General features: G+C 71.8%; 26 protein-coding genes, 1 tRNA gene and 3 pseudogenes. 14 read left to right on the top strand and 16 right to left on the bottom strand.

Going from position 1 to position 20,644, the window contains the following annotated elements; translation table 11 throughout:
• Positions 1-19: 19 nt before the first annotated feature.
• From ACXNSR_RS10780 to ACXNSR_RS10790, 3 genes and pseudogenes are all read right to left on the bottom strand, one after another.
• Complete coding sequence (locus ACXNSR_RS10780) at positions 20-652, bottom strand: TetR/AcrR family transcriptional regulator (RefSeq protein ID WP_458641863.1); 633 nt, start codon at positions 650-652, stop codon at positions 20-22.
• A 26-nt stretch (positions 653-678) separates the two neighbouring features.
• Entirely contained in the window at positions 679-1,461 is a 783-nt protein-coding gene (locus ACXNSR_RS10785; RefSeq protein ID WP_458641864.1) for an SDR family oxidoreductase, read from the bottom strand.
• Positions 1,458-1,583: pseudogene (locus tag ACXNSR_RS10790) on the bottom strand (acyl-CoA dehydrogenase); the annotation flags it as partial. The pseudogene ACXNSR_RS10790 and the gene ACXNSR_RS10785, both read right to left, overlap by 4 nt.
• Before the next feature lie 129 nt (positions 1,584-1,712).
• Between ACXNSR_RS10790 and ACXNSR_RS10795 the strand changes: the two are divergent.
• From ACXNSR_RS10795 to ACXNSR_RS10805, 3 genes are read left to right on the top strand one after another with little or no spacing between them, the layout of a single operon-like run.
• Positions 1,713-1,919 (top strand): hypothetical protein, encoded by a 207-nt coding sequence (locus ACXNSR_RS10795; RefSeq protein WP_458641865.1) that lies wholly within the window; start codon positions 1,713-1,715, stop codon positions 1,917-1,919.
• Positions 1,919-3,064: an acyl-CoA dehydrogenase family protein gene (locus tag ACXNSR_RS10800; RefSeq protein ID WP_458641866.1), complete on the top strand. Its 1,146-nt coding sequence runs from the start codon at positions 1,919-1,921 to the stop codon at positions 3,062-3,064. The genes ACXNSR_RS10795 and ACXNSR_RS10800 overlap by 1 nt, the downstream gene beginning before the upstream one ends.
• A complete protein-coding gene (locus ACXNSR_RS10805) occupies positions 3,064-4,059 on the top strand; it encodes an acyl-CoA dehydrogenase family protein (protein ID WP_458641867.1) in 996 nt (331 codons plus the stop codon). Before ACXNSR_RS10800 ends, ACXNSR_RS10805 begins: the two co-directional genes overlap by 1 nt.
• On the opposite strand, the gene ACXNSR_RS10810 is transcribed toward ACXNSR_RS10805, so the two are convergent.
• Complete coding sequence (locus tag ACXNSR_RS10810; protein WP_458641868.1) at positions 4,040-4,765, bottom strand: class I SAM-dependent methyltransferase; 726 nt, start codon at positions 4,763-4,765, stop codon at positions 4,040-4,042. The genes ACXNSR_RS10805 and ACXNSR_RS10810 overlap by 20 nt on opposite strands.
• A gap of 65 nt (positions 4,766-4,830) precedes the next feature.
• Between ACXNSR_RS10810 and ACXNSR_RS10815 the strand changes: the two genes are divergently transcribed.
• Positions 4,831-5,271 (top strand): hypothetical protein, encoded by a 441-nt coding sequence (locus ACXNSR_RS10815; RefSeq protein WP_458643262.1) that lies wholly within the window; start codon positions 4,831-4,833, stop codon positions 5,269-5,271.
• A gap of 32 nt (positions 5,272-5,303) precedes the next feature.
• On the opposite strand, the gene ACXNSR_RS10820 is transcribed toward ACXNSR_RS10815, so the two are convergent.
• Positions 5,304-5,852, bottom strand: coding sequence for a hypothetical protein (locus tag ACXNSR_RS10820; RefSeq protein ID WP_458641869.1), 549 nt, complete (start codon positions 5,850-5,852; stop codon positions 5,304-5,306).
• 42 nt (positions 5,853-5,894) lie between these two features.
• Between ACXNSR_RS10820 and ACXNSR_RS10825 the strand changes: the two genes are divergently transcribed.
• Positions 5,895-5,968, top strand: a tRNA-Trp gene (locus ACXNSR_RS10825).
• A gap of 80 nt (positions 5,969-6,048) precedes the next feature.
• Here ACXNSR_RS10825 and ACXNSR_RS10830 read toward each other — a convergent pair.
• From ACXNSR_RS10830 to ACXNSR_RS10840, 3 genes and pseudogenes are all read right to left on the bottom strand, one after another.
• Positions 6,049-6,864, bottom strand: a pseudogene (locus ACXNSR_RS10830) (alpha/beta hydrolase); the annotation flags it as partial.
• On the bottom strand, positions 6,861-7,592 hold the full coding sequence (locus ACXNSR_RS10835) for a glucose 1-dehydrogenase (RefSeq protein ID WP_458641870.1): 732 nt from the start codon (positions 7,590-7,592) through the stop codon (positions 6,861-6,863). The gene ACXNSR_RS10835 and the pseudogene ACXNSR_RS10830, both read right to left, overlap by 4 nt.
• Before the next feature lie 3 nt (positions 7,593-7,595).
• Complete coding sequence (locus tag ACXNSR_RS10840) at positions 7,596-8,717, bottom strand: LLM class flavin-dependent oxidoreductase (RefSeq protein ID WP_458641871.1); 1,122 nt, start codon at positions 8,715-8,717, stop codon at positions 7,596-7,598.
• A gap of 106 nt (positions 8,718-8,823) precedes the next feature.
• Here ACXNSR_RS10840 and ACXNSR_RS10845 point away from each other — a divergent pair, with 106 nt between their 5' ends.
• The 4 genes from ACXNSR_RS10845 to ACXNSR_RS10860 all read left to right on the top strand — a co-directional run bounded on the left by ACXNSR_RS10845 (position 8,824) and on the right by ACXNSR_RS10860 (position 11,371).
• The gene (locus tag ACXNSR_RS10845) at positions 8,824-9,408 is read left to right on the top strand and encodes a PadR family transcriptional regulator (RefSeq protein WP_458641872.1); all 585 of its coding nucleotides are present in this window, start codon (positions 8,824-8,826) and stop codon (positions 9,406-9,408) included.
• A gap of 110 nt (positions 9,409-9,518) precedes the next feature.
• Complete coding sequence (locus ACXNSR_RS10850; RefSeq protein WP_458641873.1) at positions 9,519-10,247, top strand: VWA domain-containing protein; 729 nt, start codon at positions 9,519-9,521, stop codon at positions 10,245-10,247.
• Between the two features lie 35 nt (positions 10,248-10,282).
• Positions 10,283-10,789 carry a pyridoxamine 5'-phosphate oxidase family protein gene (locus ACXNSR_RS10855; RefSeq protein WP_458641874.1) on the top strand — a complete coding sequence of 169 codons (507 nt, stop codon included), beginning with the start codon at positions 10,283-10,285 and terminating at the stop codon, positions 10,787-10,789.
• Between the two features lie 33 nt (positions 10,790-10,822).
• Positions 10,823-11,371 (top strand): hypothetical protein, encoded by a 549-nt coding sequence (locus ACXNSR_RS10860; RefSeq protein ID WP_458641875.1) that lies wholly within the window; start codon positions 10,823-10,825, stop codon positions 11,369-11,371.
• A 94-nt stretch (positions 11,372-11,465) separates the two neighbouring features.
• Here the strand turns inward: ACXNSR_RS10860 and ACXNSR_RS10865 are convergent, their stop codons facing one another.
• The 4 genes from ACXNSR_RS10865 to ACXNSR_RS10880 all read right to left on the bottom strand — a co-directional run bounded on the left by ACXNSR_RS10865 (position 11,466) and on the right by ACXNSR_RS10880 (position 15,342).
• Positions 11,466-12,797, bottom strand: coding sequence for a DUF1906 domain-containing protein (locus ACXNSR_RS10865; RefSeq protein WP_458641876.1), 1,332 nt, complete (start codon positions 12,795-12,797; stop codon positions 11,466-11,468).
• A gap of 216 nt (positions 12,798-13,013) precedes the next feature.
• Positions 13,014-14,048: an ABC transporter permease gene (locus tag ACXNSR_RS10870; RefSeq protein WP_458641877.1), complete on the bottom strand. Its 1,035-nt coding sequence runs from the start codon at positions 14,046-14,048 to the stop codon at positions 13,014-13,016.
• On the bottom strand, positions 14,045-14,938 hold the full coding sequence (locus ACXNSR_RS10875) for an ABC transporter ATP-binding protein (protein ID WP_458641878.1): 894 nt from the start codon (positions 14,936-14,938) through the stop codon (positions 14,045-14,047). Before ACXNSR_RS10875 ends, ACXNSR_RS10870 begins: the two co-directional genes overlap by 4 nt.
• The gene (locus ACXNSR_RS10880) at positions 14,935-15,342 is read right to left on the bottom strand and encodes a GntR family transcriptional regulator (protein ID WP_458641879.1); all 408 of its coding nucleotides are present in this window, start codon (positions 15,340-15,342) and stop codon (positions 14,935-14,937) included. The genes ACXNSR_RS10875 and ACXNSR_RS10880 overlap by 4 nt, the downstream gene beginning before the upstream one ends.
• Positions 15,343-15,528: 186 nt before the next feature.
• On the opposite strand from ACXNSR_RS10880, the gene ACXNSR_RS10885 reads away from it, so the two are divergent.
• Genes ACXNSR_RS10885 through ACXNSR_RS10895 form a run of 3 tightly spaced genes read left to right on the top strand, consistent with a single transcriptional unit; the run spans position 15,529 to position 17,038 of the window.
• On the top strand, positions 15,529-15,864 hold the full coding sequence (locus ACXNSR_RS10885; protein ID WP_458641880.1) for a PadR family transcriptional regulator: 336 nt from the start codon (positions 15,529-15,531) through the stop codon (positions 15,862-15,864).
• Positions 15,861-16,247, top strand: a complete 387-nt coding sequence (locus ACXNSR_RS10890; RefSeq protein WP_458641881.1) for a DUF1048 domain-containing protein — start codon at positions 15,861-15,863, stop codon at positions 16,245-16,247. Before ACXNSR_RS10885 ends, ACXNSR_RS10890 begins: the two co-directional genes overlap by 4 nt.
• On the top strand, positions 16,244-17,038 hold the full coding sequence (locus ACXNSR_RS10895) for an alpha/beta fold hydrolase (RefSeq protein ID WP_458641882.1): 795 nt from the start codon (positions 16,244-16,246) through the stop codon (positions 17,036-17,038). The genes ACXNSR_RS10890 and ACXNSR_RS10895 overlap by 4 nt, the downstream gene beginning before the upstream one ends.
• Positions 17,039-17,110: 72 nt before the next feature.
• On the opposite strand, the gene ACXNSR_RS10900 is transcribed toward ACXNSR_RS10895, so the two are convergent.
• The 4 genes and pseudogenes from ACXNSR_RS10900 to ACXNSR_RS10915 all read right to left on the bottom strand — a co-directional run bounded on the left by ACXNSR_RS10900 (position 17,111) and on the right by ACXNSR_RS10915 (position 19,155).
• Positions 17,111-17,311, bottom strand: coding sequence for a DUF397 domain-containing protein (locus ACXNSR_RS10900; protein WP_458641883.1), 201 nt, complete (start codon positions 17,309-17,311; stop codon positions 17,111-17,113).
• Positions 17,296-18,132 (bottom strand): helix-turn-helix domain-containing protein, encoded by an 837-nt coding sequence (locus ACXNSR_RS10905; RefSeq protein ID WP_458643263.1) that lies wholly within the window; start codon positions 18,130-18,132, stop codon positions 17,296-17,298. The genes ACXNSR_RS10900 and ACXNSR_RS10905 overlap by 16 nt, the downstream gene beginning before the upstream one ends.
• A 123-nt stretch (positions 18,133-18,255) precedes the next feature.
• Positions 18,256-18,661: pseudogene (locus ACXNSR_RS10910) on the bottom strand (TipAS antibiotic-recognition domain-containing protein); the annotation flags it as partial.
• Between the two features lie 68 nt (positions 18,662-18,729).
• Positions 18,730-19,155 carry a MarR family winged helix-turn-helix transcriptional regulator gene (locus ACXNSR_RS10915; RefSeq protein ID WP_458641884.1) on the bottom strand — a complete coding sequence of 142 codons (426 nt, stop codon included), beginning with the start codon at positions 19,153-19,155 and terminating at the stop codon, positions 18,730-18,732.
• A 79-nt stretch (positions 19,156-19,234) separates the two neighbouring features.
• Between ACXNSR_RS10915 and ACXNSR_RS10920 the strand changes: the two genes are divergently transcribed.
• Positions 19,235-19,879: an MBL fold metallo-hydrolase gene (locus ACXNSR_RS10920; protein WP_458641885.1), complete on the top strand. Its 645-nt coding sequence runs from the start codon at positions 19,235-19,237 to the stop codon at positions 19,877-19,879.
• Positions 19,880-20,065: 186 nt separating this feature from the next.
• The gene (locus tag ACXNSR_RS10925) at positions 20,066-20,497 is read left to right on the top strand and encodes a hypothetical protein (protein ID WP_458641886.1); all 432 of its coding nucleotides are present in this window, start codon (positions 20,066-20,068) and stop codon (positions 20,495-20,497) included.
• Positions 20,498-20,644 lie beyond the last annotated feature (147 nt).

Consider the following 20,644-nt stretch of genomic DNA (forward strand, 5'->3'; position numbering starts at 1 on the left):
GTCGGGTCGGTCGGGTCGGTCAGGTGGGGCGCAGTGCGATCCCGTCGAGCACCATCGAGAGGTACTGGCGGGCGATCTCCTCCGGGCTGTGCTGGCCGCCCGGCCGGTACCAGGAGGCCGCCACCCACACCGTGTCGCGCACGAAGCGGTAGGTGAGGCGGATGTCGAGGTCGGCGCGGAAGACCTTGGCCTCGACCCCGCGTTCCAGGGTTCCCAGCCAGGCCTTCTCGAACTTCTGCTGCGAGTCGGACAGGTAGTGGAAGCGGGGCTGGGCGGAGAGGGTGCGCGACTCCTTCTGGTAGATCGCGACGGCGGCGCGGTGCCGGTCGATCTCCCGGAAGGACTCGGTGACGAGGGCCTCGATGGTCTCCCTGGGGCCGAGACCCGCGGCGAGGACGGCGTCGTACCCGTCCCACAGTTCGGTCAGGAAGGCCGAGAGGATCTCGTCGAGCATCGATTCCTTGGAATCGAAGTGGTAGTAGAGGCTGCCGGCGAGCATGCCGGCGGCGTCGGCGATCTTGCGGACGGTGGTGGCGTTGTAGCCCTGCGCGGCGAAGACCTCGGCGGCGGTGTCGAGGAGTTCACGACGCCGCTCGGGGGAGGCCGTCACCTGCGGCTTCTTCTTCTGGGCTGTCGGCTTGTTCGTTGGCACGCGCCCATTCTCGGCCAGGACACCTCCTAGGCGTGCTGGCTGCTGACCGACACCGTCTCGCCGGTCATGTACGACGAGTAGGCGCTGGCCAGGAAGACGATGACGTTGGCGACCTCCCAGGGTTCGGCGTACCGGCCGAAGGCCTCGCGGGCGGTGAGTTCGGCCAGGAGCTCCTCGCTGGTGACCTTCACCAGGTGCGGGTGCATGGCCAGGCTCGGGGCGACCGCGTTGACGCGTACGCCGAACTCCGCGGCCTCCAGGGCCGCGCAGCGGGTGAGTGCCATCACCCCGGCCTTGGCGGCGGCGTAGTGGGCCTGGCCGGTCTGGGCCCTCCAGCCGATGACGGAGGCGTTGTTGACGATCACTCCGCCGCCGCCGGAGGCCTTCAGGGCGCGCAGGGCGGCGCGGGTGCAGCGGAAGGTTCCGTTCAGGGTGACGTCGAGCACGCGGGACCACTGGGTGTCGGTCATGTCGACGAGGGCGGCGGTGCCGCCGAGGCCGGCGTTGTTGACGACGATGTCGAGGCGGCCGTGGGTGTGCTCGGCGAGCGCGAAGAGGGCTTGGACCTGGTCCTCGTCGGTGACGTCGCAGGGCAGGGAGGTGACGCGGTCCGCGCCGAACTCGGCGGCGAGCGCCTCCTCGGTCTCCTTCAGGCGGCGGGCGTGGGCGTCGCCGATGACGATGCGGGCGCCCTCCTCCAGGAGGCGGCGGGCGGTGGCGCCGCCGATCCCGGCCCCGGCGGCGGCGGTGACGACGGCGGTGCGGTCCTTCAGCAGTCCGTGCCCGGGGACATAGCCGGGAGTGGTCACGCCCGTACCTCCTTGGGAAGGCCGAGGATCCGCTCGGCGACGGGATTGCGCTGGATCTCGTCCGGGCCCGCGCGGATGGTGTCGGCGCGGGAGAAGAGGAAGAGCCGCTGCCGGTCGTCGAGGCCTTACGCGTCCATGTCGAGCTCGCCGAGGTCGGACCTCGGTGCGGAACTCCTCGACGCTGCTCATGACCGTACGTTAACCTACCAAACACTTGTTAGGGAAGCTCGCTCGTGAAGGATGGACGCCGCATGCCCCACGACCGCAGGCCCGACGACCGCTCGCCCGGCGATCCCGACGACGCACCCGTGCTCCACGAGCGGCGGGCCGGCCTGTGGTGGGACCACACCGGGCGGCCGGGCGCCGAGTCCCGCTTCGCCCGCGCGCACGGCGCGCAGACGGCCGCGGACTCGCTCGGCGGTGTGAACATCACCGCCCTGAAGGAGGCGAACACCTGATGGACCTCACCCACACGGCGGACGTGACGGCCTTCCGGGCCGAGGCCCGCGCCTGGCTGCGCACCCACGTCCCGGCCCACCCCCTGCCCTCCCTGGAGACGGCCGAGGGGTTCGCGGCGCACCGGGAGTGGGAGGCGCTGCTGCACGCGGACCGCTGGTCGGTGGTCTCGTGGCCCGAGGAGTACGGGGGCCGGGGCGCGGACATCGTCAAGTGGCTGGTCTTCGAGGAGGAGTACTGGGCCGCGGGCGCGCCCGGCCGGGTCTCGCAGAACGGCATCAACCTCCTCGCCCCCACCCTCTTCGACCACGCGAGCGCGCGGCAGCGCGCGCGGGTGCTGCCGTCGATGGCGAGCGGCGAGGTGATCTGGGCGCAGGCCTGGTCGGAACCCGAGTCGGGGTCCGATCTGGCCTCGCTGACCTCGCGGGCGGTCCGCACGGACGGCGGCTGGCTGCTGACCGGGCAGAAGACGTGGTCCTCACGGGCTGCCTTCGCGGACCGCGCCTTCGGGATCTTCCGCACCGACCCCGACACCCCGAAACCCCACCAGGGGCTGACGTACCTGATGTTCGACCTGCGGGCGCCGGGGGTGACGGTGCGGCCCATCGGCCGCCTCGACGGCAAACCGGCCTTCGCCGAGCTCTTCCTGGACGAGGTGTTCGTCCCGGACGAGGACGTGATCGGGGAGCCGGGGCAGGGCTGGCGGATCGCGATGTCGACGACCGGCAACGAACGCGGGCTGACCCTGCGCTCCCCCGGCCGTTTCCTGGCCGCGGCGGACCGGCTGGTCGGGCTGTGGCACGCGCACGGCGACCCGTCCGACGGCGCGCTGCGGGACCGGGTGGCGGACGCGGTGGTCGGGGCGCGCGCGTACGAGCTGTTCACCTGGGCGAACGCCTCCCGCTTCGCGGCGGGCGGGACGATCGGCGCGGAGTCCAGCCTGAACAAGGTGTTCTGGTCGCAGTACGACATCGCGCTGCACGAGACGGCGCTGGACCTGCTGGGGGCGGACGCCGAGCTCGCGGAGGGCGAGTGGGCCGAGCCGTGGGTCTTCTCGCTGGCCGGGCCGATCTACGCGGGGACGAACGAGATCCAGCGCGACATCATCGCCGAGCGGCTGCTCGGCCTTCCGAAGGGCCGCCGCTGATGCGCTTCCTGCTGACCGACGAGCAGTCGGACTTCGCCCGTACGCTGCGCCGCCTGCTGGGCTCGGCGCAGGTCCCGGGGGCGGTACGGGCCTGGGCCGCGGGCGATGCCGGGCCCGGGCGGGCCCTGTGGTCCCGGCTCGCGGGGACGGGCCTGTTCGCGCTGGCCGTCCCGGAGGCGTACGAAGGGGCGGGCCCGCTCGCGCCGGAGCTGTCCCTCGGTTTCGTGGAGCTGGGCCGGGCCGGGGTGCCGGGGCCGGTGGTGGAGAGCGCCGCGGTGTCGGTGCTGCTGGCGGAGCTGGCGGACGAGGCGCTCGCCGAGCGGTTCCTGCCGAGACTGGCGCAGGGCGGGACCTCGGCCACGCTGACCCTGCCGGGCGGGAGTCCGTACGCGCTGGACGCGGACGCGGCGACGTACTGCTTCACGGTGTCCGGGGCGGGCGAGCTGCGGCTGGCGGGCGGGGCGGGGGAACCGGTGCGGTCGACGGACCCCGCGCGCCGGCTGTCCGTCCCGCCGGCCGGCGGGGGTGAACTGCTGGCGGCGGGCCCGGCGGTGGCCCGGGCGGCCGAGGCGGCCGGCCGCTGGGCGCGGCTGCTGACGGCGGCCCAGTGCCTGGGCGTGGGCGAGGCGCTGCTGGCCAGGACGGTGGAGTACGCGAAGCAGCGCACGCAGTTCGGGACGCCGATCGGGGCCTTCCAGGCCGTGAAGCACCGGCTGGCGGACACCCTGCTCGACCTGGAGTTCGCCCGCCCGCTGGTGTGGGCGGCGGCGCTGTCACCGGGCCCGGGCGAGGTGGCGGCGGCGAAGCTGGCGGCGGGCGAGGCGTGCTACCGGGCGGCGATGACGGCGCTCCAGCTCCACGGTGCGGTGGGCTACACCGAGGAGCTGGACCTGTCCCTGTGGCTGCGCAGGGCCCGGCCCCTGCGGGACGCCTGGGGGACGCCGTCGGCCTGCCGGGCCGAGGTGCTGCGGTCCCTCACACCACCGCGACCTTGAGGCTCACGACGTACTGCTCCTCGACGGTGCCGTCCGGGAAGAGCGGGTCCAGCAGCTCGCGCTCCCGCGCGAAGTACGCGCTGGTGCGGGCCTCGCCCAGGACCAGGAAGGCGGAGTGGCTGGCGAGGTTGGCGAGGTGGTCGTCCAGCGTGATGCGCCGGGTCCAGGTCACCGACCGGCCGGCGAACCCGCCGAGCCCTTCGGGCAGGGTGCGGTGGGTCTCCCCCTCGACCTCGAAGAAGACCCGCAGCCGCTCTTCCTGTTCGGCGATCCACGGGACGGTGGTGTCCGCGTCGTTCCACCAGAGCGCGAGCGCGCCGCCGGGCCGCAGCACGCGGCGGGCCTCGGGCACGGAGCGGGCCGGATCGGTCCAGTGCCAGGCCTGGGCGTAGGTGATGAGGTCGACGGAGCCGGTGGCCAGCGGCAGCCGGTCGCCGTCGCCGCGCACGATCGGGATCCCGGGGTGCGCGCGGCGGAACTCGGCGGCCATCCCGTCCCCGGGCTCCACGGCGAGGACCTCGGCCCCGCGCTCGCGCAGCAGCGCGGTGGCGATCCCCGTCCCGGCTCCTACGTCGGCCACCCGGGCACCGGCGAGCGGCCGCCCGGTGAGGGACTCGACGGCGTCGAAGAGGGCCGGGGGGTAGCTGGGGCGGTGGGCCGCGTACGAAGCGGCTGCCGCGTCGAAGGAACGGGCACGTGTGGTCATGCGTCCATTGTTTTCGATCACACAATCGGTAACAAGATCGAGGTACTTGCACCATGCGAAGGACGATGACCGGCGTGACCGCGCTGACCGTGTGCGCGGCGGCGGCCGCACTGCTCACCGGCTGCGGGGGCGCGAAGCCGGAGCCGGCCGCGGAGAGCGAGGGTCCCCGGCCCGCGGCGAGCGCGCCGGCCGCCCCCGCCAAGGCCGGCGGCGCGACCCACGAGGTGACCCTGGAGGTCGGCGGCACCGGAAGGACGGCGGTCATGTACAACGGCATCGGCAGCGGCTTCGAGCAGCAGACCCTGCCGTGGTCGAAGAGCGGCACCGCGGAGCTCACCGCCGCGGAACAGAAGGTGGGCTACCTCGTGAGCGTGATCCCGGGCACGATCAACGGCGCCGACGGCACGCTGCAGCAGGCCCCGTGCGTCATCAAGGTCGACGGGAAGAAGGTCGCGGAGAGCGACGGAGTCACGACCACGAAGGGCTGCTCCTACACGATCAAGTAGGCGCGGGCCCGGCAAGACCCGAAAGGGACGGCCTAGCCGCGGGGGCGCAGGGAGAGACGGGCGGCGAAGGCGGTCTGGAGCAGGAGCAGGGCGGCGGTGCCGGCCGTCGGCCAGAGGGGGCGGTCCGGGCGGGCGCCGACGGCCCAGGCCGGGCCGTCGGGGTCCACGGTCACGGTGAGCCGGGCGCCGACCGGGAGGTCCTGCTCCAGCCGGCCGGGCAGGTCCCGGCCGGCCTCCGTGCGCAGCCGCAGCGACGGGGGCGAGGCCGAGCCGCCTTGCGCCGCGGTCCGTTCGGCGACGACCGCCCGTTCCTCCCGGCCGCGGTCGTGGAGGGTGTGCTGGTCCCAGGCGATCCCGCCGGCCACGACGACGGCGACCGCGAGGAGTGCGACGGAGGTGCGGGCGACGAACTCCGCACCGGTGCCGTGGGGTACGGCCGCGCCGACGACGAAGACGGCCAGCAGGACCGGGATCCAGGCTCCCCCGGGTCCCCGGAGCAGCCAGATCGCACCGAACTCCACTGCCAGGAGGAGGCAGTTGCGCAAGGCGGCGCCCGGCAGTCCCCGTATCAGTTCAGCCATGGACACATCATGCCCGGGAGGGCAGTAGGATCCGCTACCCGGGCGGGGTCGTAGCACAGCGGCAGTGCGCCTGCTCCACTGCAGGAGGACGCCGGTTCGAATCCGGCCGCCCCGCCCCTCCCGCTCCCGTCACCCAGGCCCCGGCCGCCCGCAGCGCGGCGGCGCCCGCCGGCAGCGGCAGGCCCAGGAAGCCGTGGAAGACCCCCGGGTGGAGCTGGAGCGTGCAGTCGACGCCGGCCGCCGCCAGCCGGCGGGCGTAGGCGAGGCCCTCGTCGCGCAGCACGTCGCAGTCCGCGAGGACGATCAGGGCGGGCGGCAGGCCCGACAGGTCGACGGCGCGCAGCGGCGAGACGTGCGGGTGCTCCGGATCGCCGCCGTAGCGGTCCCAGTACCAGGCCATGTGGGCGGCGGTGTGGAAGTAGCCCTCCGCGTAGGTCTCCACGGAGGCGGAGTCCATCCGGGCGTCCAGCGGCGGGTAGAACAGCACCTGTCCGGCTACGAGTTCCGGCGCGCGCAGCGCCGTCACGGCCGCGAGGTTGCCGCCGCTGGAGTCCCCCGCCAGCACCACCCGGCCGGGGTGGCAGCCGAGCGCGCGGGCCCGCTCCCGCGCCCAGAGCAGGACGGTGAGCGCGTCGTCCGGCGCCGCCGGCCAGGGGTGTTCCGGGGCCAGCCGGTAGTCCGCCGAGACGACCACCGCGCCCGCGGCCACGGCCAGGGAGCGGCAGATCGCGTCGTGGGTGTCCAGGCCGCACATCACCCAGCCGCCGCCGTGCAGGAAGACGACCAGGGGGCGGCCGGACCGGCCGGGTCCGGGATCGTAGACGCGGACCGGGACCCCGCCCGCGGCGGTGTCGGACACCGAGGCCACGGCCGGACCCTCGCGCCCGGACCCGGAGGCCGCGGCCGCCCGCAGGGCGTGCAGGTCGCCCGGCCCGGGGAAGCCGGCGGTCATCGCGTCGCACAGCAGGCGGGCCCGCGGCGAGAGGGGGTCGGGTGCACGGAGGCCGCTCATGCCGTCGTCATCCCCCCGTCCACGGTGAACTCGCTGCCCGTCACGTACGAGGACGCGTCCGAGCAGAGGAAGAGGACCAGCTGCCCGACCTCCTCGGGGCGGCCCATGCGCCCGAGCGGCACGTGCGACCAGTCCCGGCCCGCCACCGCCTCCGCCACCATCGGGGTGTCGATGGCCCCCGGATGCACCGAGTTGACCCGGATCCGGTCCCCGGCGAGGTCGAGCGCCGCCGACCGGGTCAGTCCGCGCAGCCCGAACTTGGTCGATCCGTAGGCGGCGTGTCCCGGTATCCCGACCAGTCCGGCGGTGGAGGAGATGTTGACGACCGAGCCGCCCCCGCCCGCCCGCAGCACCGGCGCGACCGCCTGGATGCCGAGGAACGGGCCGAGCAGGTTGACCCGCAGGAGCGCCTCGAAGTCCTCGAGGCGCTGCTGTTCCACGTGGGCGGTGCGCCACAGGGCCGCGTTGTTGACCAGAGCCGAGACCGTCCCGAAGGCGCGGACCGACCGCTGCATCACCTGCGCCCAGCTCGCCGCGTCGGCCACGTCGTGGCGCACGTACAGCCCCTGGTCGCCGAGTTCGGCGGCGACCGCCCGGCCCTCGTCCTCCCGTACGTCGGTGACGACCACCCGGGCCCCCGCCCCGGCGCACAGCCGGGCCTCGGCGGCGCCCTGGCCGCGCCCGGCGCCGGTGATCACGACGACCTTCCCGTCGAGCCGCTCGCCCACCGCTCAGCCCTCCAGCGCACGGAAGTGCGGGATGACCTTCTCGCCCCACTGGCGGATGGTCTCCATGCACGCCTCCTGGGGGACGGTGCCCATCTGGATCAGGCACATCACCTCGTCGACGCCGATCTCGCGGAGCTGCTCGACGTAGGCGATGGCGGTCTCGGCGCTGCCGTACGCGTGCTCGGCGTTGTAGGTGCCGGTGTCGACGGGGCGGGCGGGGATGTCCGCCTCGTGCAGCCTGGCGACGAGCTCCTCCCGGCCCCGGTCCAGGGCCGCCACGTGGTCCTCCTCCTCCGCGTACCCGGTCGGCTCGGGGCCGTTCCCGTACCAGTGCGCGATGGATTCGGCGAAGAAGCGCTGCCCGCGCGTACCCAGCCGCATGGCCCGCTCGGCGTCGTCGAGGACGATGGTCGGACAGAGCGCGGACAGGTGGTCGTTGACCTCGGTGGAGACCAGGCGCTCGCCGCTGCGCGCGGCGATGGCCTCGTCGTAGACCTTGCGCATGGCGCGTACGTCGTCGGCGCCGGCGAAGCCCATCACCAGCGCGCCGATGCCGAGTTCGGCGGCCAGCTTGAGGGTGTCGTGCTTGGAGCAGGCCATGAACAGCGGCGGGTGCGGGCCCTGGACCGGGCGGGGCAGGATCGCGCCGGGGCCGATGTCGAGGGAGCCGTGCCATTCGAAGGTCTCCTCCTTCCAGGCCGAGGAGAAGATCCGCAGGGCCTCCTCCATCTGCGGGTAGGTGTCCTCGGGCCTGACCCCGTACATGGACATCTCCTGGCGGGTGGCGCCGCGCCCGGCGCCGATGTCTACGCGGCCGCCGGAGAGCACGTCGAGCATGGCGGCGCGTTCGGCGACGCGCACCGGGTGCTGGTAGCCGAAGGGCATGGTGACGACACCGTGACCGATCCGGATCCGGCGCGTGCGGGCGGCCACCCAGGTCAGGAAGATTTCGGAGGCGCTCATGTGCGCGTACTGCGTCAGGGAGTGGTGCTCGACGGCCCAGATCCTGTCGAAGCCCATCTCCTCGGCGTGGACGGCCTGTTCGACGCAGTCGTGGATGACCTGGCGTTCGCGTTCGGGGGTGGGGTCGACGAGCTGCGCCTCGAAGATCATCGAGAACTTCACGGTGAGGTCCCTCCGTCCAGCACCATTACTTCGAATAGGAATACTTCTAGCAGTCATATTCCACAGGGGGAAGGGTGCCGTGCGGACCGGTCGTAGACTGCGCTGCGTGGCAGACGAGACGAACAGGCGCGTGCTCCCCGCGACCAGCTGGGCGGTACTCGGGCTGCTCTCCTTCGGAGAGGAGCTCTCCGGTTACGACCTGAAGAAGTGGTCGGACTGGTCGCTGCGGTTCTTCTACTGGAGCCCCTCGTTCAGCCAGATCTACAGCGAGCTCAAGCGCCTGGAGAAGGCCGGCTACGCGTCCTCGCGGATGGTCGCCCAGGACACCGGGACGCGCGACAAGCGGGTCTACCGGATCACGGACGAGGGCATGGCGGCCGTACGGGAATGGGCCCGCGAGGCCCCCGTCGACCCGCCCGTCCTCAAGCACGGGCCGATGCTGCGCCTGTGGCTGGGCCACCTGCTGGAGCCGGAGCAGATGCGCGAAGTTTTGCTCCAGCACCAGGAGTTCGCGGAGAAGATGCGCCGTCGCGCGGCAGCCGACGTGGAGGGCGCGAAGGACGAGAGCGCCTGGGCGTACCCGACGCTCACCCTCAAGTGGGCCGAGCGGTACTACGCCTCCGAGCGCGACCTCGCGGCCGCCATGCTCGAGGACATCGCCGAGCTCGGCGGGCCCGGCAAGCTGCCGTAGGAACGGCGGAAGTACAGCAGCGGCGGCCCCTCGCGGCGCACGGCCAGGCGGCCGACCTGGGTTTCACCGTGGCGGACCGACGGGTGCGCGCACTGCCGTACGCTCGCCCCATGACGGGCAGTGCGATCAACCTCCGCAAGGTCGAGGAGACGGCTCCGGCGCTCGTGAGCCTCTACAAGAGCGCCGGGGTCTCCCTGCGCAAGTACGGCATGGAAGGCGGCCGGGCCGCGGTCTACCTGGTGCTGGACTACTCCGGGTCGATGAAGCCGTACTACGCGGACGGCAGCGTGCAGGCCCTCGCGGACCGGGTGCTGGGGCTGTCCGCACACCTGGACGACGACGCGCGCGTGCCGGTGGTGTTCTTCTCCACCGAGGTCGACGCGGTGGAGGAGATCTCCCTGGCCGGGCACGAGGGCAAGGTCACCGAGATCGCCTCCCGGCTGGGCCACATGGGCAAGACGGCCTACCACGCGGCGATGGACGCGGTCATCGACCACTACCTGGACTCGGGGTCCACGGCCCCCGCCCTGGTCGTCTTCCAGACCGACGGCGGGCCGATCAACAAGCTCGCGGCGGAGCGGTACCTGTGCAAGGCGGCCCGGCTGCCGCTCTTCTGGCAGTTCGTCGGCTTCGGCAACACGCGCAGCACGCAGTTCGACTTCCTGCGGCGGCTGGACGAGCTGCCCGTCCCGGCGCAGCGGGTCGTGGACAACGCGGGGTACTTCCACGCGGGAGCGGACCCGCGCGCGGTGCCGGACGGCGAACTGTACGACCGCCTGGTCGGGGACTTCCCGGCGTGGCTGGCGGCGGCGCGCGGTGCGGGCATCGTGCGCGCCTGACCTGCGCCCGCCGGTGCCCGCGCTTTGATGGACGTATGACGCATACCAGCTGGGCAGTCTTCGAGCAGGCGGAGCCGGAGTTCGCCGCGGCCGTCCGGGCCCGCTTCGCGCAGTACCCCCACCACGTCCTGGCCACCCTCCGCAAGGACGGCTCGCCCCGGGCGACCGGGCTGAACGTCGACATCCGGGGCGGGGAGCTGTGGCTCGGCATGATGTTCGGCTCGATGAAGGCCAGGGACCTCCAGCACGACCCGCGCTTCGCCCTGCACACCAACCCGGGCACGGGCGAGGACATGCCGGAGGGGGACGTACGGATCTCCGGGCGGGCGGTGGAGCTGGTGGACCCGCCCGAACTGCACCGGTACGCGGAGGAGACCGAGACCCCGCACCCCTTCCACCTCTTCCACGCCGACCTGACGGAGGTGGTCCGCGTCCGCGTGCAGGGCGACGAACTGGTGGTGCAATCGTGGACCCCGGACCACGGCCTGCGCACCCTGCGCCGCGGCGACGACGACGAACCGCCGCGCGAGGACACCGACTAGGAGCTGTCCGGCCGAGCCGGGGAAATGGGCGGCGTGCCGGGCCTGGTAGAACACTGGCTCGTGGGTATCCAGGAGCGCGAACGCAAGATGTACCGGCCGCTGCGGCGGGCCGGCCTCGAGGTGATTCCGGACGCCGTACCGGATGGCACGATGCCGTTCGTCCTCGGATCTCGTCCCGAGGACGTCGTCGGCGGCTTCTCCCACCGGTACGAGACCCCACGGCTCGTCGAGCGTCTCAACGAGGACTGGTACGACCTGGCCGTTTCCTCGGGCCTTTTCGACGAGCGGCGCGAGTTCCTCGTCCTGCTTCCGGGCGTCACCCGTACACACGGCGCCTCCTTGCAGGGCTTGCACCGGGGCCGCCGCGCCGCACCGGCGGTCTGGACCAGGGTCCGGCTCCTGGAGCGTTGGGACATCATGGGCCGGGGTGCCGCATCGGCGTTCCTCGGCATTCACGCGGGCCATCCGGGCTTCGGCATGATGGCGCTCGACAGCAGCGTGTACGTCTGTTGCTCGACGGGTGAGCGGGGCGTCGACGTCGTCGCGGTGGGCCACCCGGACCGCTCGGAGAACGTCCTGTAGCAGTTGGAATGGTTCGCGTCGTGGAAGGACAACCCGGACCGCGAGTTGCAGGAACGGACAGCCGTCTGGCTCGCGAGCCGCGCACCAAGTGCTGTCAGCCGTTCCTGAGGATGACCACACGGTCCCGGATCCTGCCGGGCCCGCGCGGGAGTCGGCCGCCGACCGGGCCGAGGGCGGCCGGGTTCACGTCCAGCCAGCTGCGGTCGATGGTGAGGGTGATTGCGCCGTAGGTGGCGTCGTGGTCGCCGCGGAACTGGTGGGCGCGGCGCGGGCCGGCCCATTTCGCGGTGCCCTTCCTCAGGCCCATTTCGGCGTCGGAGACGGAGGCCGCCAGGTTCCAGCGGGCGGCCCAGAGCACGTCCGGCATGGCCTGGGGGGCCTGGTGGTAGTGGGCGCTCAGCGCCTTGACCCCGGAGCTCACCGCGACGTAGGCGGCGGAGCGGAAGCCGAGCTCGTGCAGCCGGTCCGTCCAGGCGGTCAGGTAGGCCACGACCGGGGCGTCCCAGGTGGTCCGGTCCGTGTAGTTCTCCACGTCGTTGTAGAGCACCGTGCCCTGGCCCAGTCCCAGCGAGCGGGCCGCCCCGGCCGCGCCCTCGGCGGCCTCCCGGCCCTGCGCGTTGGCCTCGGAGGGGTCGGTGGACAGGCCGGTGGCGGCGTTGTGCCAGGGTTGCGGGCCCACCCAGATCGGCATCAGGTGCCAGCCCGCGGCGGCCTGCCGCTCCACCCAGCGGGCCGTGAGCCGTGGCTGGGCGCAGGCCCGGGCCCGGCCGCCGATGTAGACGCCGACCGCTCCGAAGGGGGAATCGGCCCGCCAGGTGTCCATGGTCTTCTGGGTGGGGGCGGTGCAGGCGTCGAAGCCCTCGCCCTTGAAGGGCTCCTGGGCGGTACGGGGCTTCGGGCCTCCGTCGGCCGGCGCGATCGGGGCGGGGGCCGGTGCGGGCGGCGGCGCCACGGCGCGGGTCTGCGCCAGGACCGTGCGTACGGCGTCGGGCGCGGCCCCGTAGGAGACGGTGGCCATGACCCGGGCGCGGCGCAGGGCGTACCGCAGCTCGTTGCTGTCGGAGCGGGGCGGGACCTCGCGCAGCACGTTCCAGGAGTCGACGGTGACGGTCGGGACGTCGGCGCGTTCCGGGGCCCCGTCGAGGGGTTCGAGGTGCAGGGTGTCGGCGCGGTCGGCGACGGCCCGGCCACTGCACTGGGCCTGGGTGCCGGCGTGGCCGAGGTACAGGGTGGGCAGGTCGAGGCGCAGGCACGCGTCGGGGTTCCGGTCGAGGTCGACGACCCGCCAGTCGGCCGGGAGGGTGACGCGCAGACCGCGGTAGTCGACGGTCCGGGCGCGGCCGTCGTCGTCGGCGGCGTAGGACTGGGCGGGCAGGAGCAGCGCGGCGCCGAGCAGGCCGCTCAGCAGGCTTCGGATGGGGGCCATGATCCAGATGGGTACCAGACGGCGGTGCCCGTGAACTGTGCGCGTTCGGAGCACAGTTGGTCCGTGCGGCCCAGTCGGTCCCAGCCCGGCGCGCCGGTGCGGGTCACCTGCACGAGTGACGCGGGCCCGGGCCCGCCGCGCGTGGGCGAGTAGGGTCGAGGGGGCGGCCGAAGCCAGTTGCGTTGGCTTCGGCCGCCTTCCCCTTGCTCGTTCCGGTCAGGCCGCGCGGCGGCGCAGCAACCAGGAGCAGAACCCGGCCAGCAGTCCGGAGAGCGCGAGGAAGACTCCGGTCTCGATCCACTGGAAGGTCCAGTAGCGGTCGGCGGGCTGGTAGTCGACCTCGATGTGGTGCTTCGAGGCGGCGAAGCATGCGAAGGGGTCCGTCTTGGGCTCCGCGCATCCCTCGGCGCCGCGGACCTCCTTGCCGGAGGCGTCGAGCACCGCACCGAGGTCGGACACGACCCAGACGCCGGGCCTGAGCACCCCGATCCGCAGGTGGGCGTCGTTTCCGGAACCCTTCAGCTGGATGTGGTTGGCGTTCCAGCCGTCCTTCATCGCACCGGACTCCTCGCCGCCGCCGACCGGCGCCATGACGAGGGAGTTGAGCGCGACGTCGGTGTGCTCCGGCGCCACGAAGTGCGGGCGGATCGCGTAGGGCACGAAGACCTGCACCGCGACGAAGGCGGCGAGGGTCGCGGCCATCGCGGGCACGGTCCGCCGGATCAGGAGGCCGGCCGAGGCGCCTAGGGTGAAGGCGAACGCCGCGTAGCCGAGGGGGACGATCCCGCGGCCGCTGAACATCAGGGCGGTGAACCGGTCCAGGTTGACCCGGTCGATGGGATTCGCCCACCAGGTCACCAGGAGGCTGAGCACCCCGGTGACGGCGACGGCGACCAGGCCCACGGCCCCGAGCTTGACCAGGAGCCAGCGGCCCCGGGTGATGCTCTGGTTCCAGATGAGCCGGTGGGTGCCGGTCTCCAGTTCACGGGCGATCAGCGGGGCGCCCCAGAAGATCCCGATGATGCCGGGAGCGGCGAGCAGCAGGCTCGTGACGTAGTAGGTGAGGGTCTGGTACTCGACGACCAGGGCGTTCTTCGCCGATTCGCAGTCGCTGCCGCAGCCGGCGACGGTGCTGTCGTAGACCTCGCGCATCCGGAGGCCGGTGACCACGAGGAATATCGCGATCGCGGCCAGGGCGGCGAGCGCGGCGAGGGTCTGGACGCGGTACTGGCGCCAGGTCAGCCAGATCATCGCTGGTTCTCCCGGGTGGGTCGGGGGCCGGGCCCGGCCGTGGCCTGACTCATGTAGGTGAGGACGAGGTCTTCCAGGTTGAGCGGCTCCAGGACCCAGGAGGGGTCCTGGACCGCCTTGTCGGAGCGCACGATGAAGGTGCTCTGCCGCTCGGTGCGGGTCTCCTGGATGACGTGCATGCCCTGGGGCAGGGTGGCCGCGTCGCGGCGGGCGGTGGTGAGCCGGAAGTGGGTGGCGAGCAGGTCGTCGACGTCGCCCTCGACCTGGACGCGGGAGGCGACCAGCGAGATCAGGTGGTCGCAGACCCGTTCCAGGTCGGACACCAGGTGGGAGGAGAGCACGACGGTGGTTCCGTATTCGGCGACGACCTCCATCAGGCTCTGCAGGAACTCCCGGCGGGCCAGCGGGTCCAGGGCGGCGACGGGCTCGTCGAGGATCAGCAGCTCGGGCCGTTTGGCGACGGCGAGGGTCAGGGCCACCTGGGCGCGCTGGCCGCCGGAGAGCCTGCCCGCCTTCTGGGCGGGGTCGAGGCCGAGCTGCCGGATCCGGTCCTGCGCCAGCTGTGCGTCCCAGCCCGGGTTGAGCCGGGCGCCCAGCTTCAGGTGGTCGGCGATGGACAGCCCGGCGTAGGTGGGGGTGTCCTGGGCGACGAACCCGACCTTGGCGAGCTGCTCGGGCCCGGAGGCGGGCCGGCCGCCGAGCACCTCGATGGTTCCGGAGGTCGGGCCGATCAGCCCGCAGGCCAGCTGCAACAGGGTCGACTTCCCGGCCCCGTTGGGCCCGACCAGGCCGACGACCCGCCCGGACGGCACGCTCAGGGTGCAGTCGCTCAGCGCGTCTTTGCGGCCGTACCGCTTGCCCAGCGCGCGGGCTTCCAATATCGCGGTCATTTCTCCTCTTCGATGTGCGGGTCCGTGCCGGTGCGGGCGCGGAAGGTGCTCAGGAACAGGGCCTCGATGCTCTCCTCGGCCAGCCCGGCGGCCCGCGCCCTGTCGAGCCACAGCTGCAACTCGCGGCGCAGCGGCTCGTGTTCGGAGAGCGAGTCGTCGCTGAGGGTGCCGGAGATGAACGTGCCGACCCCGGGCTTCTTCGCGACCAGGCCCTCGTACTCCAGCTCCCGGTAGGCCTTGAGCACGGTGTTCGGATTGATCGCCACACCGGCCGCGACGTCCTTGACGGTCGGCAGCCGGTCCCCCTCGGACAGCAGCCCGAGGCGCAGGGCCTGACGGACCTGCTGGACGAGCTGCATGTACGGAGCGACTCCGGACCGGGCATCGAGGTGAAACTCGATCACTGTCCTCCTCTATTCATCTAGCTTCCTAGCACTATAGGACTATGAAGATGCGACGACTGTCAACCGCCCTTCGGGTGAGCGGAGTTGCCGGACCTTCTAGCTATTCCGTCTTGCTAGGTACCAGTAGTCAGCGTTACGTTGTACCGGTACTCAGCAACACCGAATAGCTCAGGGAGGAGGTGTTCCATGCCCAAGCTGCTGACGGAAATGCTCAAGGGCACGCTGGAGGGCATCGTCCTCGCGACCCTGTCCGGCCGGCCCGCGTACGGCTACGAGATCACGGCATGGCTGCGGGAGCAGGGGTTCTCCGACATCGCCGAAGGGACCGTCTACGCGCTGCTCATCAGGGTCGAGAAGCGCGGTCTCGTCGACGTGGAGAAGGTCCCCTCCGAGAAGGGGCCGCCGCGCAAGGTGTACTCCCTCAACGCCGCGGGGCGGGAGTACCTCGAAGAGTTCTGGAGGACCTGGAGCTTCCTCACGGAACGACTGGACCAGCTCCGCGAAGGGGGTAAGCAACCATGACCGATGGCGAGAAGAACGGTTTCATCGCAAAGGTGATCGGACCGAAGAAGCGCTGGAGGGCGTACAAGGCGCGCGTCAAGGAGCTCCCCGAGGGCCGGCGCGCGGCGGTCGAGGCGATCGAGCGGTACCTGATGCACTTCGTGCCGACCGACGGCGACAGCAACGCGTCGATGTTCGAAGACCTCGCCGACCTCTTCGAGCAGGCCGAGGCGGACGGGACGCCGGTGCGCGAGATCGTCGGGGAGGACCCGGTGGAGTTCGCCGACGCGTTCGCCGGGAACTACTCGGAGGGCGGCTACGTCCCCGCCCGCGCGAAGCAGCAGCTGACCGAAGCCATCGCCCGGGTCGAGGAAGCCGAAGCCCCGGCCGGGGGCACGGCATGACGGGGTTATGGACCGGCATGGTGCCGGTCGACGACACGGCCCTGGCCGTCACCGACACCGGCGGCCACGGCACCCCCGTGGTCTACCTCAACGGCCACTTCGCCACCCAGGGGTACTGGCGGCGGGTCATCGCCGAACTCGGGCCGGGCTGGCGGCACATCACCTACGACGAACGCGCCCGGGGCAGGAAGTCGGGGCGCTCGGCCGACTACTCCTTCGAGGCGGCCGTCCGGGACGTCGACGCCGTGCTCGCGGCCCGGGACGTGGACCGGGCGCTGGTGGTGGGCTGGTCCTACGGGGCCTTCGTCGGGGCCCACTGGGCGAGCCGCAATCCGGACCGCGCCCTGGGCGCGGTCCTGGTGGACGGCGCGCAGCCGTACGACTGGCTCACCGAGGAGATGGAGCGGGGGATCCGCCGGTTCTTCGGGCGGATGGGCTGGCTCATGCCGCTGCTGCGCCCGACGGGCCTCACCCCGCGGATGACCGCCGAACAGATGGCGAACAGCAACATCGAGGTCGGCCGGCTCGCCCGCGAGCGCGAACTGGGCCCCGTACTGGACGCCATCACCGTCCCGGTGCGGTACGTACTGGCTTCGGGAAGGTCCTTCGGCAGCAAGGGCGACGAGCAGGAACGTATCCGCGCGGGCCTCGACCCGGTGTTCCGGCGCAAGCCGAACATCCGGCTCAGCGCGAAGGTCCCCAGCAACCACGGCGCGATCCTGCGGAAGGACGCCCCGGCCGTGGCCACGGCCGTACGCGAGGCCGCCGCCCTCGCCGACGCGGCCCGGTGAGGACGGGCGCCCGTCAGCCCCGGCCGGGGACCTGACGGGCGCCGCGGGGGCCGCGGAGGCCGCGCCACGAGATCAGGCTCGGCCCTTCACGGCCCGGATGAACGGCGCCCACGCGGCGACCGGGAACATCAGGACCGGGCCGGCACCTGCGAGCTTGGTGTCGCGGACGGGGACAACGCCGGGGAGGTCGTCGGAAACCTCTACGCAGTTGCCACCCTCACTGTTGGTGTACGAGGACGTCCGCCAGGACAGACCGTTCACGTCTGCGCGCATTTCGCGTGCTCCTCCGCCACCGACTCGATCAAGGTCAGGGACACCTCCGGCGATAGCGCGGCAGCCCTGGCAAGATCGTAAGACCTCCAGTGACGCCGAACCAGCGTCGGGCAGTCGAGCAACTGCCCTGCGTGAGGCCCCTCGGTGTACGCCACATCGGGTGCATCGCTGAACTGCATGATCCTCACAGACGCATCCAAGACGCCATGGGCTCCCGCAGAGAACGGAACCACCTGCACGGTGATCCGATGGGCCCGAATCCACGACGCGATATGACGCAGCTGGGCGGCCATCACAGCAGGCCCTCCGACTGTCGTCCGCAACACTGCCTCGTGCAGGACAACCCATACCTCTGGGGTTTCTGGATCAATGAGCAGCCGTGCGCGTTCAACACGTGCCGAGATCACGGTGTCGACGTGTTCCGCCCGGGCAGTGGGAGTAGCGGCCCGAATCAGGGCCCGCGCATAGTCCGCCGTCTGGAGCAGCCCGGGAACCAGCGTGGGGCCGTAGTCGAAGATGGCCGTCGCCAAACGTTCCAGCTCGGCCGCCTCGGCGAAGTACTCGACATGCTTCGACTTGAAGGCCTTGGCCAGGCGGGTGAAGTAGTCCTTGGTGCCGAAGACCTTGTCGATCAGTTCCGCGATCTCCGGCCGCAGCCTCCGCGTGCCGCACTCCATCTGGCCGACGTACGCCCCGCTCGTGAAGATCCGCTCGCCCAGGCCCTCCTGGGTCAGCCCGGCCGCCTCCCGGTGGCGCCGCAGTTCCTCGCGGGCGAACTCCTCCGGTGTCTGCGCCCCGCTCAGATCCTTCTGCTTGGCCACGAGCCAACTCCCCGCTTCTGCAGTGCCCTTGCTCCGCGAAAAGCGTAGTCCTGACCAGGTCGGCGAAACATCGGAACGGATTGATACGACTACGTGGCGGCACAACCGCCATCGCGATCCTCCCTCGATGGCGTCGCGCTGGTACGCGGCCAGGCCGGGAACGACGGCCTCGTATGCGGCGCGCCACGTCTCGTTGTCGACGATGGCGCGTCCGATGGCCCGGTAGGCCTCGGCGGAGACAGCTCGCAGGTCGGCCAGTGCCCGGTACTGGGCGTCGATTTCGGCCTGGACCGGGTCGGCGTCGGCCGGGTGGCCCGAGACCATGAGTTCAGCCAGCCGGATCATCTGCGCGGTGCGCTCACGGTGCGCGGCGTCGGCATCGGCCCTGATTCATCGTGACGGCGCGTCGTCCGAGCTCTTCGGCCAGTTCGGGGACGTCACTCATGTTCTCCTCGTACTGGGAGGGCGTCACGCCCTCGAAGAGGTTCTCCGGTCGGTTGACGGTCATGGGGTTGCCGTCCTTCCTGGCGCTGGTGGTGGCCCCGCAGGGCATCCACCTCGAAACCCGTGAACATGACCCGAACGACAGCCCGTGGGCTACTTGCCGTTCAAGTGTGCGGTCAGGCGTGAGAGCAGAGGCAGCGCCGCCTCGAGCGTCTTTCGTTCATCGGAAGTGAGGACATCGCTGATCGCGGTGCCGAGCCAGTCCGCACGCCTTCGGCGCTCCTCGGCCAGACGGCCACTGCCCGTCGGCGTGAGGTGGAGCAACAGCTTGCGCCCGTCGCTGGGGTGCGCCTCGGCATGCACAAGGCCCTGAGCCAGGAGTTCTTTGACCGTCTTGGCCGCCGACTGGTGACTGACTCCCCGCTGTTGCGCGATGTCGGCGGTGGTCAGCGGGCCGCCGCGGTCCAGGTAGCCCAGGACGGCGGCCTCGCCGGGCGGCATCGTGTCGGCAGTGCGCACCGTGCGTACGAGCCGTCCGATGGTCAGGCGAAGCTCTTCGGCCAGCTGATTCTCGTCCATGACGCCAGCTTACCCACGACCATCAACCAAACTGTACAGTCTGGTTGTAGATATTCGCTCGGTTCGGAAAGGACCCGCTGTGAAGCTCACCAAGCACGCCCATGCCTGCGTCACGCTCGAGAAGGACGGCACCCGCCTGGTCATCGACCCCGGCACCTTCACCCCGGACGCGGCAGAGGCCGTCACCCGGGCTCACGCCGTCCTGATCACCCACGAACACTTCGACCACTTCGACGAAAAGCTCGTCGCCGCCGCTCTCGAAGCCCAGCCCGGGCTGCAGGTCTACGGCACAGCCACGGTCGCAGCCAGCCTCGGCAGCCACGATGGCCGCGTCCGCGCCGTCGCCGCGGGCGACACCTTCAGCGTCGGTTCCATCACCGCCACCGTCCACGGCCACCGCCACGCGCTGATCCACGCCGACATCCCGTGCCCCGACAACGTCGGCTACCTCCTCGACGACGGAGCCGTCTACCACCCCGGCGACGCCTACTTCGCGCCCGACGCTCCCGTACGCACCCTCCTGCTGCCGACCAGCGGCCCGTGGACGAAGCTCGGCGAAGCCGCCGACTACGTCCGCACCGTCGAACCCGAGCGCATCGTCCAGATCCACGAACTCATGCTCAGCGAACTCGGCCAGCACTCCACCGCCAATCTCCTCGGTGAGAAGGGCCTGACCGGCACCCCGATCGACCGCCTCGAGCCCGGCACCACGGTCCAGCTGTAGGGGCTCGTTCCCAGCGGCTGCGGAGCCGTGTCGGACGGCAGGGAGCAGCTCCAACCGTCTCTCGTGGACAGAGCCGACTGCGCAACGCCACGGCGCCGGCCGGCCGGGAAGAGGAGGGCCGCTGTCAGTGCCGCTGGTTAGCGTGATCGGTGTCAGTCGGAACCGAAGACACCACAGGGGGATCACATGAAGCAGGCACATGGGCGCGGCAAGGCCGCCGCGTTCAGCACCCTGACCGCGGCGCTCGTGCTCACGCTCGCCGCCGGCACGGCACAGGCCTCGTCGGAGGGCGAGATCGTCGGGTACCCGGGGCCCGACGGGCTGATCTGGGTTCCCGAGCTGACCGGCTCCAGCGGCTTCGTCTCGGGCGGGCTCTCGTCCCGGCTGGACACGTTCATCACCTTCGGCTGCGCGGGCGGCGGCAGCATAGAGGTGGCCTTCCACCTCGACGAACACCCGGACCGCGACCCGGCTCCGTTCACGGTCGACTGCCCCGGGAGCGACCCGGCGCGCGTCACCGTCCCCCTCGGCACCGGCCTCCAGGGCGGCTTCGGGGCTTCGGTGACGGCCTCGTCCCCGTCCATCCGCTGGGGCGCCACGGTCGTCCAGCCCGAGTAGCCCCGAACACGCCACAGCGCCCGCCACCCCTGGTCGGGGACGTGGCGGGCGCTGTGCCGGGAGTTCCGCACGTCATTGTGCGGACCGTATGAGGGGTCCCTCCCCTTCCCCGGGGCGGGGGTACTGCGCGTGGCCCGGGCCCCGCAC

The organism is Streptomyces sp. NC-S4, assembly GCF_054353315.1.

Bases quoted from the DNA above. Each gene is read 5' to 3' on its own strand.
- ACXNSR_RS10795 (WP_458641865.1), top strand. From the start codon at position 1,713: ATGCCCCACGACCGCAGGCCCGACGACCGCTCGCCCGGCGATCCCGAC.
- ACXNSR_RS10800 (WP_458641866.1), top strand. From the start codon at position 1,919: ATGGACCTCACCCACACGGCGGACGTGACGGCCTTCCGGGCCGAGGCC.
- ACXNSR_RS10805 (WP_458641867.1), top strand. From the start codon at position 3,064: ATGCGCTTCCTGCTGACCGACGAGCAGTCGGACTTCGCCCGTACGCTG.
- ACXNSR_RS10810 (WP_458641868.1), bottom strand. From the start codon at position 4,765: ATGACCACACGTGCCCGTTCCTTCGACGCGGCAGCCGCTTCGTACGCG.
- ACXNSR_RS10815 (WP_458643262.1), top strand. From the start codon at position 4,831: ATGACCGGCGTGACCGCGCTGACCGTGTGCGCGGCGGCGGCCGCACTG.
- ACXNSR_RS10820 (WP_458641869.1), bottom strand. From the start codon at position 5,852: ATGGCTGAACTGATACGGGGACTGCCGGGCGCCGCCTTGCGCAACTGC.
- ACXNSR_RS10850 (WP_458641873.1), top strand. From the start codon at position 9,519: ATGACGGGCAGTGCGATCAACCTCCGCAAGGTCGAGGAGACGGCTCCG.
- ACXNSR_RS10855 (WP_458641874.1), top strand. From the start codon at position 10,283: ATGACGCATACCAGCTGGGCAGTCTTCGAGCAGGCGGAGCCGGAGTTC.
- ACXNSR_RS10865 (WP_458641876.1), bottom strand. From the start codon at position 12,797: ATGGCCCCCATCCGAAGCCTGCTGAGCGGCCTGCTCGGCGCCGCGCTG.
- ACXNSR_RS10870 (WP_458641877.1), bottom strand. From the start codon at position 14,048: ATGATCTGGCTGACCTGGCGCCAGTACCGCGTCCAGACCCTCGCCGCG.
- ACXNSR_RS10875 (WP_458641878.1), bottom strand. From the start codon at position 14,938: ATGACCGCGATATTGGAAGCCCGCGCGCTGGGCAAGCGGTACGGCCGC.
- ACXNSR_RS10885 (WP_458641880.1), top strand. From the start codon at position 15,529: ATGCCCAAGCTGCTGACGGAAATGCTCAAGGGCACGCTGGAGGGCATC.
- ACXNSR_RS10890 (WP_458641881.1), top strand. From the start codon at position 15,861: ATGACCGATGGCGAGAAGAACGGTTTCATCGCAAAGGTGATCGGACCG.
- ACXNSR_RS10895 (WP_458641882.1), top strand. From the start codon at position 16,244: ATGACGGGGTTATGGACCGGCATGGTGCCGGTCGACGACACGGCCCTG.
- ACXNSR_RS10900 (WP_458641883.1), bottom strand. From the start codon at position 17,311: ATGCGCGCAGACGTGAACGGTCTGTCCTGGCGGACGTCCTCGTACACC.
- ACXNSR_RS10915 (WP_458641884.1), bottom strand. From the start codon at position 19,155: ATGGACGAGAATCAGCTGGCCGAAGAGCTTCGCCTGACCATCGGACGG.
- ACXNSR_RS10925 (WP_458641886.1), top strand. From the start codon at position 20,066: ATGAAGCAGGCACATGGGCGCGGCAAGGCCGCCGCGTTCAGCACCCTG.